The 11,203-nt window shown below is 53.0% G+C and carries 11 protein-coding genes; 7 read left to right on the top strand and 4 right to left on the bottom strand.

Going from position 1 to position 11,203, the window contains the following annotated elements:
* Positions 1–292: 292 nt before the first annotated feature.
* Positions 293–799, bottom strand: coding sequence for a molybdopterin-guanine dinucleotide biosynthesis protein MobB (mobB, locus tag AS136_RS23365; RefSeq protein ID WP_016162031.1), 507 nt, complete (start codon positions 797–799; stop codon positions 293–295).
* A complete protein-coding gene (gene mobA, locus AS136_RS23360) occupies positions 796–1,377 on the bottom strand; it encodes a molybdenum cofactor guanylyltransferase MobA (protein WP_016162032.1) in 582 nt (193 codons plus the stop codon). Before mobA ends, mobB begins: the two co-directional genes overlap by 4 nt.
* Before the next feature lie 71 nt (positions 1,378–1,448).
* Between mobA and AS136_RS23355 the strand changes: the two genes are divergently transcribed.
* The 3 genes from AS136_RS23355 to dsbA all read left to right on the top strand — a co-directional run bounded on the left by AS136_RS23355 (position 1,449) and on the right by dsbA (position 3,431).
* Positions 1,449–1,718, top strand: coding sequence for a YihD family protein (locus tag AS136_RS23355; RefSeq protein ID WP_002882612.1), 270 nt, complete (start codon positions 1,449–1,451; stop codon positions 1,716–1,718).
* Positions 1,719–1,793: 75 nt separating this feature from the next.
* Entirely contained in the window at positions 1,794–2,780 is a 987-nt protein-coding gene (locus AS136_RS23350; protein WP_008807918.1) for a serine/threonine protein kinase, read from the top strand.
* 27 nt (positions 2,781–2,807) lie between these two features.
* Positions 2,808–3,431 carry a thiol:disulfide interchange protein DsbA gene (gene dsbA / locus AS136_RS23345; protein WP_008807917.1) on the top strand — a complete coding sequence of 208 codons (624 nt, stop codon included), beginning with the start codon at positions 2,808–2,810 and terminating at the stop codon, positions 3,429–3,431.
* A gap of 49 nt (positions 3,432–3,480) precedes the next feature.
* Here dsbA and AS136_RS23340 read toward each other — a convergent pair whose 3' ends face one another.
* On the bottom strand, positions 3,481–4,380 hold the full coding sequence (locus AS136_RS23340; protein WP_008807916.1) for an acyltransferase: 900 nt from the start codon (positions 4,378–4,380) through the stop codon (positions 3,481–3,483).
* Between the two features lie 396 nt (positions 4,381–4,776).
* On the opposite strand from AS136_RS23340, the gene polA reads away from it, so the two are divergent.
* Both polA and spfP read left to right on the top strand, forming a co-directional pair.
* Positions 4,777–7,569 (top strand): DNA polymerase I, encoded by a 2,793-nt coding sequence (polA, locus tag AS136_RS23335; RefSeq protein ID WP_012543290.1) that lies wholly within the window; start codon positions 4,777–4,779, stop codon positions 7,567–7,569.
* A 165-nt stretch (positions 7,570–7,734) separates the two neighbouring features.
* Complete coding sequence (gene spfP, locus AS136_RS29415; RefSeq protein ID WP_071892919.1) at positions 7,735–7,782, top strand: small protein SpfP; 48 nt, start codon at positions 7,735–7,737, stop codon at positions 7,780–7,782.
* A 134-nt stretch (positions 7,783–7,916) separates the two neighbouring features.
* On the opposite strand, the gene yihA is transcribed toward spfP, so the two are convergent.
* Positions 7,917–8,549: a ribosome biogenesis GTP-binding protein YihA/YsxC gene (gene yihA, locus AS136_RS23330; RefSeq protein ID WP_008807914.1), complete on the bottom strand. Its 633-nt coding sequence runs from the start codon at positions 8,547–8,549 to the stop codon at positions 7,917–7,919.
* A 584-nt stretch (positions 8,550–9,133) separates the two neighbouring features.
* On the opposite strand from yihA, the gene yihI reads away from it, so the two are divergent.
* Entirely contained in the window at positions 9,134–9,640 is a 507-nt protein-coding gene (yihI, locus tag AS136_RS23325; RefSeq protein ID WP_008807913.1) for a Der GTPase-activating protein YihI, read from the top strand.
* A 188-nt stretch (positions 9,641–9,828) separates the two neighbouring features.
* Positions 9,829–11,202 carry an oxygen-independent coproporphyrinogen III oxidase gene (gene hemN, locus AS136_RS23320; protein WP_008807912.1) on the top strand — a complete coding sequence of 458 codons (1,374 nt, stop codon included), beginning with the start codon at positions 9,829–9,831 and terminating at the stop codon, positions 11,200–11,202.
* Position 11,203 lies beyond the last annotated feature (1 nt).

Raw genomic sequence — 11,203 nt, 5'->3', positions numbered from 1 at the left:
CATGTGAGAGTAGGGAACTGCCAGGCATCAAATAAAGCAGAAAGCTCAGCCGAAAGACTGAGCTTTTTGTTTTTGCGTTTTAACAAGAACCCCGTGCCGAAAGGTGCGGGGTTTTTTGCTGTGTGGGGTATATCTCCCCGGTGGCGCTGTGCTTACCGGGGCTACGGATTCGCACCCGCCCTGCACGATCCGTAGCCCGGACAAGGTGCGCAGCACCGCCTCCGGGGAGGCCCCTGTCTGCCGATGCCATTCATTAACGTCTGTGTTAAGAAGCAACCCTACCGATAAACTGCTAATGCCTCTCTAACCAATTCGCAATAAATGTCGCGATCTGTTGAATATCATTTAAATCCAACTGCGGAAGCGAGGTCGCGATGGGCATATCGCTGGCCACGGCGATGGTATGTTCATCAATTATCAGCTCTTCTACACGATGGCCGCTGTTTTGCCGAAAAAGTAGGATCTTCGGCACGGGTTCATGTTTGAACCCCTCCACTAAAACCAGGTCCAGTTTGCTGACATCCATTCGACTGACAAGCCACGTGAGATCTAATCCCGGCGTCTCTGGCGTCTCCGTCATCAACGCCCAGCGCTGTTCGCTGGCGACAATAGTCTGCGCAGCGCCCGCCTTACGTAATTCATAGCTATCTTTGCCGGGCTTATCGACGTCCATATCATGATGGGTATGTTTTATCAGCCCGGGACGCAGACCTCTGACGCAAAGCTCAGGGATAAGACGCTTTAATAATGTTGTTTTTCCGGTACCGCTCCATGCGGCGATCGCCAGTAATGGGGTCATGATGGCTCCTGCATCTGCTGCAAATCTTCAAGCGTATTTACATTGATGAACGCTGATTTCACATCGCTGAAATTCACCGGGCGCCCACCCACTTGTCGCATAAAGACCATCACCCTGCGCTCTCCATGAGCCAGATAAGCCTCCAGTTCCGGAATGATTTGACGATGAACTAATGCAACGGCGGGATGATCCCGTTCGCCGTCATGGGCCCAAACGACCGGTGCGGCCCCTTTCTGCTGGATAAAGCGCTCCACCAAAAAGGATGGAATGAACGGCGTGTCGCAGGGGCAAAAAACAAACCATGGGCTCGCGACCTGCTGCATCACAGCAAGCATTCCGGCCAGCGGCCCCTGATAACCCTCCTGTATGTCTCGAAAGACCGGATATCCGCTGGCACGCCACTGTTCAAGATGACGATTGGCGCTAATGACTAACTCATCTACCTGCGGGGCTAATGTCTCCGCGACGTGACGCCAGAGAGGGCGACCATTTAGCGCCTGTAATCCTTTATCAATGCCGCCCATTCGCGTGGCTTTGCCGCCTGCCAGCACGACGCCGGTTATCGCCTCGCTTTGCATCTGAATATCGCCTCTTTCATTGTGGGATTGACCCTGTTAACTTGTCCCTATCAAGAGTAAGGAGCATGACCATGAAATGTAAACGTCTGAATGAAGTAATTGAACTCCTCCAGCCTGCCTGGCAGAAAGAGCCTGAACTGAATCTGATGCAATTTTTGCAGAAACTGGCGAAAGAGGCTGGCTATGATGGCGAACTGAGCGATCTTTCCGACGATATTCTGATCTATCACCTGAAGATGCGTGACTCTTCTAAAGATGCTGTCATTCCCGGTATTCAGAAGGATTATGAAGAGGACTTTAAAACCGCGCTGCTGCGCGCCCGCGGGGTAATAAAAGAGTAAAAGGTTGTAAGCGCTGCCGCGTAAAGTGCAATGAGATGATATCCTGAACTATTCGTACGATTATCGGAAGTCAGGATGCACGATAAGGCTTTTACTTTTCAGACGCTTCGCCCGGATACCATTATCGATGGGTTATTCGATCTGGGTATGCGGGTGGACTCCGGTCTCACCCCGCTAAACAGCTATGAGAACCGCGTTTATCAGTTCCAGGACGAAGAGCGCCATCGCTATGTGGTAAAGTTCTATCGTCCTGAGCGCTGGTCCGCAGAACAGATCCTTGAAGAACACCAGTTTGCGCTTCAGCTTGTAGAAGATGAAGTGCCCGTTGCTGCGCCGCTCTTCTTTAACGACAGCACGCTTCATCAGCATCAGGGATTCTACTTTGCCGTTTTCCCAAGCCTTGGCGGTCGTCAGTTTGAAGCGGATAACCTTGATCAGATGGAATGGGTTGGCCGCTATCTGGGGCGCCTGCACCAGACGGGCCGCAAACAGCGCTTTACTGCCCGCCCGGAAATTGGCGTCCAGGAGTACCTGCTGGAACCGCGCCAGGTGTTTGAACAGGCGACGCTGATCCCCTCTGGCCTGAAGGCCGATTTCCTGAAGGCGACCGATAAACTCATTGCTGCCGTCATGGAGCAATGGCACGGCCGCGGGAACACGTTACGCCTGCACGGTGACTGCCATGCGGGTAATATCCTCTGGCGCGACGGGCCACTGTTTGTCGACTTAGACGATGCGCGAACCGGCCCGGCGATTCAGGATCTGTGGATGCTGCTCAACGGTGATAAGGCTGAACAGCGTATGCAGCTGGAGACCATTGTCGAGGCCTATGAGGAATTCAGCCCCTTTAACAGCGATGAAATCGCGCTAATTGAACCTTTACGCGCTATGCGACTGGTTTATTATCTGGCGTGGTTGCTCAGACGCTGGGACGATCCCGCTTTCCCGGTCAATTTCCCCTGGTTAACCGGGGAGGATTACTGGCGGGGGCAGACGTCGACTTTTCTTGAGCAGGTGAAGGTTCTACAGGAACCCCCGCTTCAGTTAACGCCAATGTATTAATGTGATATATCCAGGAGAGAGTAAATCATGAAAAAAGTTTGGCTGGCGCTGGCTGGTATGATTCTGGCTTTTAGTGCATCCGCTGCCCAGATCACCGATGGCAAGCAGTACATTACCCTTGATAAGCCGATTGCTGGCGAGCCGCAGGTGCTCGAGTTCTTCTCATTCTACTGCCCGCACTGCTACCAGTTTGAAGAAGTGCTGCATGTTTCTGACAATGTGCGTCAGAAACTGCCGGAAGGCACCAAAATGACCAAATACCACGTTGAGTTCCTGGGCCCTCTGGGCAAGGATCTGACGCAGGCGTGGGCGGTGGCCATCGCGCTGGGTGTTGAAGATAAAATTACTGCGCCGATGTTCGAAGCCGTGCAGAAAACCCAGACCGTGCAGAGCGTGGCTGACATTCGTAAAGTGTTTGTCGACGCTGGCGTGAAAGGGGAAGACTACGATGCCGCATGGAATAGCTTCGTGGTGAAATCTCTGGTCGCTCAGCAAGAGAAAGCGGCAGCCGATCTGCAGCTGCAGGGGGTACCGGCTATGTATGTTAATGGTAAATACCAGCTGAACCCGCAGGGGATGGACACCAGCAATATGGATGTCTTCGTCGCTCAGTATGCGGATACCGTGAAGCAACTGGTAGAGAAGAAATAAAAAAAACGCCGGTCACTGACCGGCGTTACCTTAGCTATTCTGGCAGTGACTACCTTTCTTTGTCCCGCATGATGTCAGTCAACTGACGGTCTTTCTCTTCCCATAGCCCATTGAGCCAGCGCTGGAAGCCGCGCTTAAAGTTCTTATCGTTAACGTAATCGCCGTGCAGCTCTTCACCAATAGGAACCAGATTGATACGTACTACAATGCGCGTCAGGCGGCCGCTTAACATATCGTAAAACGGCTTTGTATTATTCTCCGGGTAGCACAGCGTGACATTCAGTAGTTTATCGAACTGCGAACCGAGCACGTTTAACGCCATGGCGATACCTGCCGCTTTAGGCGGTAGCAGGTTATCGTAAGGCGAGCGCGTCTCGTGCTTTTTGGCTTCGGTAAAACGCGAGCCTTCCACAAAATTGACGATAGTCGTCGGATGCGCGCGAAATTTTTCACATGAACGGCGGGTGGTTTCGACATCTTTACCGCGGCGTTCCGGGTGTCTAATAAGGTAACTGCGTGAATAGCGGCGCATAAAGGGCATATCCAACGCCCAGCAGGCGAGGCCGATGAAGGGTACCCACGCCAGCTGTTGTTTAAGGAAGTACTTATTCATCGGAATATGCTTGCGGAACAGCACGCACAGCACCACGATATCTGCCCAGCTATGGTGGTTACTGATCAGCAGATACCAGTTCTTTTTATTTAAGCCTTCCAGACCCTCGACGTCCCATTTAAGCCAGGGATTGAGATGCAACAGCAGCGCCAGCCCTTCGCACCAGCAATACATCATAAAATTGCAAAAAACAGATATAGAGCGCCATACCGCTGGAATGGGGACCAGCAGTTTAATCAGCCCGGCGACGATGATCGGTACAGAGCAGATAATGGTGACTAAGATGGTTAAGGCGATACTCAGCGGAAGTGTTATCGCAGCGAGTAATCTCGACATAGTTAGTTTATTCAGAAAGTTAGGCTGACAAAGAGCGCCTTTAAGCTGCGCAAGGGGCTGATTTTACCAGAAAACGCGGCAAATGACGGGTCTTACGAGAACAGAAAAAAACAAGGATCTTCTATCCACATGGAACATTGGGTCATCAAATTGATGCCAGGATCGTCGATCTGTTTTTAATTAACTGATATATAAAGAGTAATAGTATTTGTTCATTTATTTTCAGGGGCGGTAAAGCTGACGCTGTAAAACTATACACAAAGTTATCCACAAGCAAAGTTCTTATGCGATCGCGACGATCGTTGAATCTTTTCCGCGAAATGCGGGAAAAATTCAGGATTTCATGCCCGTCTGTGGCATCCTTTACCCATAATCTGATAAACAGGCACGGAAATTATGGTTCAGATCCCAGAAAACCCTCTCATCCTCGTTGACGGCTCATCCTATCTTTATCGGGCGTATCATGCGTTTCCGCCGCTGACTAACAGCGCAGGGGAGCCGACCGGGGCTATGTACGGCGTACTGAATATGCTGCGCAGTTTGATCCTGCAGTATCAACCGACTCACGCCGTCGTGGTCTTTGATGCGAAAGGGAAAACCTTCCGTGATGAATTGTTCGAACATTACAAGTCCCACCGCCCGCCGATGCCGGACGATCTGCGCGCGCAGATTGAGCCGTTGCATAAGATGGTGAAAGCGATGGGGCTGCCGCTAATGGCGGTTCCGGGTGTTGAAGCCGACGATGTGATTGGCACCCTGGCGCGGGAAGCGGAAAGGGCGGGTCGTCCGGTGCTGATCAGCACCGGTGATAAAGACATGGCTCAGCTGGTGACGCCGGGGATCACCCTAATCAATACCATGACTAACACCATCCTTGGACCGGATGAGGTGGTCTCCAAGTATGGCGTCCCGCCGGAGCTGATTATCGATTTCCTGGCACTGATGGGCGACTCTTCGGATAACATTCCTGGCGTGCCGGGCGTGGGCGAGAAGACCGCCCAGGCGCTGCTGCAAGGCCTTGGCGGCCTTGATACGCTGTATGCGGAACCGGAGAAAATTGCTGCACTGAGCTTCCGCGGCGCGAAAACGATGGCGGCGAAGCTGGAGCAGAACAAGGACGTGGCTTATCTCTCTTATCAGCTGGCGACCATTAAAACCGACGTCGAGCTGGAGCTCACGTGCGAAGAGCTGGAGGTGCAGCCTCCGGCGGCTGACGATCTGCTGGCGCTGTTCAGGCAGTATGAGTTTAAGCGCTGGACAACCGACGTCGAGGCCGGGAAATGGCTGCAAGCGAAGGGCGGCAAACCGGCCGCTAAACCTGCAGAGCCTGCGGCAGCGGCACAGGCAGAAGCAGAGGATGAACCGGCCTCCGCCCTTTCAGCAGAGCACTACGTCACTATCCTTGATGAGGCCACGCTGGTCACCTGGATCGATAAGCTGAAGCAAGCGCCGCTCTTTGCCTTTGATACGGAAACCGACAGCCTGGATAATATCTCTGCCAATATGGTCGGTCTTTCATTCGCTGTTGAGCCTGGCGTGGCCGCCTATGTCCCTGTGGCGCATGATTATCTTGATGCACCGGATCAGATCCCCCGCGAGCGCGTACTGGCGTTACTTAAACCGCTGCTGGAGGATGAGAAGCTGCTCAAGGTCGGGCAAAATCTCAAATACGATCGCGGTATTTTGGCCAACTATGACATTGAGCTGCGCGGGATTGCGTTCGATACCATGCTGGAATCCTACATTCTCGACAGCGTGGCGGGCCGCCACGATATGGACAGTCTTTCCGACCGCTGGCTGAAGCATAAAACCATTACCTTTGAAGAGATCGCTGGTAAAGGTAAGAACCAGCTCACCTTTAACCAGATTGCACTGGAGGAGGCTGGCCGCTACGCGGCGGAAGATGCCGACGTCACGCTCCAGCTGCATCTGAAGATGTGGCCGAAGCTGCAGCAGCATGAAGGTCCGCTGAATATCTTTAAGCATATCGAAATGCCGCTGGTGCCGGTGCTGTCTCGGGTTGAGCGCAATGGCGTGAAAATCGACCCTGCCGTGCTGCATGCGCATTCCCAGGAGATCGCCCAGCGTCTGGTTGAGCTGGAGCAGCGCGCACATGAGATTGCCGGGGAAGCGTTTAATCTCTCCTCCACTAAACAGCTGCAAACGATCCTGTTTGAGAAACAGGGTATCAAGCCGCTGAAGAAAACGCCGGGTGGCGCGCCATCCACGTCTGAAGAGGTCCTGGAGGAGCTGGCGCTGGATTATCCGTTGCCAAAAGTGATTCTGGAGTATCGCGGGCTGGCGAAACTGAAGTCGACCTATACCGATAAACTGCCGCTGATGATTAACCCTAAAACGGGGCGCGTGCATACCTCCTATCATCAGGCGGTCACTGCCACTGGCCGTTTGTCGTCTACCGATCCAAACCTGCAAAATATTCCAGTGCGTAACGAAGAAGGACGGCGCATTCGCCAGGCGTTTATCGCGCCGGAAGATTACGTCATTGTCTCAGCGGACTACTCGCAAATCGAACTGCGTATTATGGCGCACCTGTCGCGGGATAAAGGCCTGCTGACCGCCTTCGCTGAAGGGAAAGATATTCACCGGGCGACGGCGGCTGAAGTGTTTGGCTTACCACTGGACAGCGTCAGCAGCGAACAGCGCCGCAGTGCGAAAGCCATCAACTTCGGTCTGATCTACGGCATGAGCGCCTTCGGCCTGGCCCGCCAGCTGAACATCCCGCGTAAAGAAGCACAGAAGTATATGGATCTTTATTTCGAGCGTTACCCGGGCGTCCTGGAGTATATGGAGCGCACCCGCGCTCAGGCGAAAGAGCAAGGGTATGTTGAAACGCTGGATGGCCGTCGACTCTATCTGCCGGATATTAAATCCAGCAATGGTGCCCGTCGCGCCGGCGCGGAACGTGCGGCGATCAACGCCCCGATGCAGGGGACAGCGGCAGACATTATCAAGCGGGCGATGATTGCTGTTGATGAATGGCTGCGGAAGGAGCAACCTCGCGTGCGGATGATCATGCAGGTTCACGATGAACTGGTCTTTGAAGTGCATAAAGATGAGCTCGATGCCGTGTCGAAAAAAATCCATGAACTGATGGAGAACAGCACTACGCTGGCGGTGCCGCTGCTGGTGGAAGTCGGTAGTGGCGAAAACTGGGATCAAGCGCACTAAGTATACAAAGCGCAAAGCGATTTTCTGTAAGTAAGCAACATAACTTATAGCGTTTTGTGAGGATCATTTGAATTTGCTATGTAAATAGTGAAAAAAAACTACAAAAAATGCTTTATCCGTGAGCGAAAGAAGAGTAGAGTTAATCGCGTAGGGTACAGAGGTAAGATGTTCTATCTTTCAGACCTTTTACTTCACGTAATCGGATTTGGCTGAATATTTTAGCCGCCCCGGTCATTTATGACCGGGGCGTTTTTTATTGCGCGAAAGAAAAGTTTGATGCAGTTAAAAGTGCGTAATATGAACGTCCGGATAGGGCGCTACGCGCCGTTATCCGGAAAAAGCGGGGGTTACTCGGCGTCTTCAACGGCTTCTTGCGGCGGGATTTCGTTAAACCAGCTATCCAGCTTCTGTCGCAGCTTATCCACGCCAGATTTTTTCAGCGAAGAGAAAGGTTCAACCTGAATATCGCCATTGAAGGCCAGTACCGCTTCACGCACCATATTCACTTGCGCTTTACGCGCGCCGCTGGCGAGCTTATCGGCTTTGGTCAACAGCACCAGCACCTGAATATCGCTTTCTACCGCCCACTCGATCATTTGCTGATCGAGATCTTTAAGCGGGTGGCGAATATCCATTAGCACCACCAGGCCCTTCAGGCACAGACGTTTCTCCAGGTACTCTCCCAGCGCGCGCTGCCACTTGATCTTCATCTCTTCAGGTACTTGCGCATAACCATAGCCGGGCAGGTCAACCAGGCGTTTGCCCTCGGCGACTTCGAACAGGTTAATCAGCTGCGTACGTCCAGGAGTTTTGGAGGTACGCGCCAGGCTCTTCTGGTTGGTCAGCGTATTTAGCGCGCTGGATTTTCCCGCGTTGGAGCGGCCGGCGAACGCCACTTCAATGCCGGTATCGGCAGGAAGATGGCGGATATCTGGCGCGCTAGTGACAAAGTGCGTCAGTTGATAATTCCAGTTGGTCAAGACGGTCGTCTCCGTTAAAACAGGCTATGGCAGGGATTATACCTGAACAGCAGAAAAAGGCTGTTTTTACCGCACGCCGTTCCTGTAAGTAAAAACCATATGGTTTGTGAGACATTGACTATTCTTCGTATAGGACATACCTGAGAAAAATAAGACGATACAGATGTAATTAACTGAAAAAAAACAAGTTATAAAAATAGAGAAATCTGAAAATGTTTTTTTAACGGCCTGGCTGGTTGTCGATTTTTGTCAACAGGGTAAAGTAATACACAACGGCGGGGATGCTGAAAGGATTAAGACTCAGGACGAGGGGTCAGGAAGCGCCAGGAGGCGAAGACCACAGGATAGTCAGGATGACGCGCGTCTTGGAGACGTTTCAAAGGGAAAAGGAAGAAACAGGGACCGTTGGACGCTAAGGGAAAGACAGGGTAAGTCGTTAGCGAACAGGGAAAGAAGAAGCCCGTTAAGGGTGGTCAGTGAGGAAAAAGGCGACAGAGTAATCTGTCGCCTTTTTTCTTTGCTTGCTTTCTGCTAGATTCCGCCTCAATTCTATACTGAATAATACTGTCTGAAGATTACACACCATGAAAAAACCGACATCCGCCACCCGTGGCAAATCCGGCCGCAAGTCGCGTGAAGAGTTAAATCAGGAAGCTCGCGATCGCAAACGGCAGAAGAAACATCGTGGCCACGCGGCAGGCAGTCGCGCGAACGGCGGCGATGCGGCTTCAGCGGGCAAAAAACAGAGCCAGACGCAAGACCCGCGCGTCGGCAGTAAAAAACCGATCCCGCTGGGCGTGAGCGAAAGCAGCACCCCAGCCCCCAAGCAGCATAAACCAAAGAGCGAGAAACCTATGCTTTCACCGCAGGCTGAGCTGGAGTTGCTGGAGAATGATGAGCGCCTGGACGCGCTGCTGGAACGTCTGGAAGAGGGGGGCACCCTGAATGCTGAAGAGCAGAGCTGGGTGGACGCCAAACTGGATCGCATTGATGAGCTGATGCAGCAGCTCGGCCTCTCTTACGATGACGAAGATGAAGAAGAGGAAGAGCGTCAGGAAGATATGATGCGTCTGCTGAAGGGTGGAAACTAACATTTGCATCCCATCGGATTCCCGGTACTGCTTATAACCCTTCTGGTTATATGTTATCTGCTGTGGTTATTCGTTAAACTACGACGGTTGTCGCGGCGTCAGAAATGGCTGCGCAACCGGCTCATGACCCGCGGTGCGGTGGGGCCGGGACGGCGTACCCGTCGGCGGCACCATCGGAAGGAGTGAGCATGTCTGAGCAGATAATCGACTGGGATCTGGCCCTGATCCAGAAATATAACTATTCCGGGCCGCGCTATACCTCGTATCCCACCGCGCTGGAGTTTTCACCGCAATTTGGCGCGGCGGAATTCGATGCCGCTGTGGCCCGTTACCCACAGCGTCCCCTGTCGCTGTACGTGCATATCCCGTTTTGCCATAAGCTGTGTTATTTCTGCGGCTGCAATAAGATAGTCACCCGCCAGCAGCATAAGGCCGATCAATATCTCGATGTCCTTGAACAGGAGATCATCCACCGCGCGCCGCTGTTTGCCAGTCGCCAGGTTAAACAACTGCACTGGGGTGGCGGCACGCCAACCTATCTCAATAAGGCGCAAATCAGTCGCCTGATGGATCTGTTGCGCAGCCACTTCCATTTCAGCGCGGAAGCCGAGATTTCCATTGAGGTCGATCCACGTGAGATCGAGCTGGATGTCCTCGATCATTTACGCACCGAGGGTTTCAACCGCCTGAGTATGGGCGTGCAGGACTTCAATAAAGAGGTTCAGCGCCTGGTTAACCGTGAGCAGGACGAAGCGTTCATCTTTGATTTGCTCCACCATGCGCGGGAGATTGGTTTTACCTCAACCAATATCGACCTCATCTACGGCCTGCCGAAGCAAACGCCGGAGAGCTTCGCCTTTACCCTGCAAAAGGTCGCCGAGCTCAATCCTGACCGCCTGAGCGTGTTTAACTATGCGCATCTGCCCACGCTCTTTGCCGCACAGCGCAAAATTAAAGATGCCGATCTCCCCTCCGCTGAACAGAAGCTGGAGATCCTCCAGGAGACCATCGGCTCGCTGACGGCGGCAGGCTATCAGTTTATCGGCATGGACCACTTTGCTCGCCCAGACGATGAATTAGCGGTCGCGCAACGTCATGGCATACTGCACCGCAATTTCCAGGGTTACACCACCCAGGGGGATACCGATCTGCTGGGGATGGGCGTGTCCGCGATCAGCATGATTGGTGACAGCTACGCCCAGAACCAAAAAGAGCTGAAGCTGTACTACCAGCAGGTGGCAGAGCAAGGGGACGCTCTATGGCGCGGGATCGCGTTAACCCGCGATGACTGTTTACGTCGCGACGTGATTAAGGCGTTGATCTGTAATTTCCGTCTGGATATTGAGGCTGTAGAGGCGCAGTGGGATGTGGATTTTCAGTCTTATTTTGCCGAAGACCTGAAGCTGCTGGCGCCGCTGGCGCATGACGGGCTGGTGGCTGTGGATGATAAGGCCATTCAGGTGACGGCGAAAGGCCGACTGCTGATCCGCAATATCTGCATGTGCTTTGATGCCTATCTACGGCAAAAAGCTCGGATGCAACAGTTCTCCCGGGTCATTTAAT

This window comes from Klebsiella sp. D5A, from assembly GCF_001620885.1.
Classification (GTDB): domain Bacteria; phylum Pseudomonadota; class Gammaproteobacteria; order Enterobacterales; family Enterobacteriaceae; genus Klebsiella; species Klebsiella variicola.
The sequence above is the reverse complement of the archived record's forward strand: the minus strand, read 5'-3'. Positions and strand labels throughout refer to the sequence as shown.

Bases quoted from the DNA above. Each gene is read 5' to 3' on its own strand.
- mobB (WP_016162031.1), bottom strand. From the start codon at position 799: ATGACCCCATTACTGGCGATCGCCGCATGGAGCGGTACCGGAAAAACA.
- mobA (WP_016162032.1), bottom strand. From the start codon at position 1,377: ATGCAAAGCGAGGCGATAACCGGCGTCGTGCTGGCAGGCGGCAAAGCC.
- AS136_RS23355 (WP_002882612.1), top strand. From the start codon at position 1,449: ATGAAATGTAAACGTCTGAATGAAGTAATTGAACTCCTCCAGCCTGCC.
- AS136_RS23350 (WP_008807918.1), top strand. From the start codon at position 1,794: ATGCACGATAAGGCTTTTACTTTTCAGACGCTTCGCCCGGATACCATT.
- dsbA (WP_008807917.1), top strand. From the start codon at position 2,808: ATGAAAAAAGTTTGGCTGGCGCTGGCTGGTATGATTCTGGCTTTTAGT.
- AS136_RS23340 (WP_008807916.1), bottom strand. From the start codon at position 4,380: ATGTCGAGATTACTCGCTGCGATAACACTTCCGCTGAGTATCGCCTTA.
- polA (WP_012543290.1), top strand. From the start codon at position 4,777: ATGGTTCAGATCCCAGAAAACCCTCTCATCCTCGTTGACGGCTCATCC.
- yihI (WP_008807913.1), top strand. From the start codon at position 9,134: ATGAAAAAACCGACATCCGCCACCCGTGGCAAATCCGGCCGCAAGTCG.
- hemN (WP_008807912.1), top strand. From the start codon at position 9,829: ATGTCTGAGCAGATAATCGACTGGGATCTGGCCCTGATCCAGAAATAT.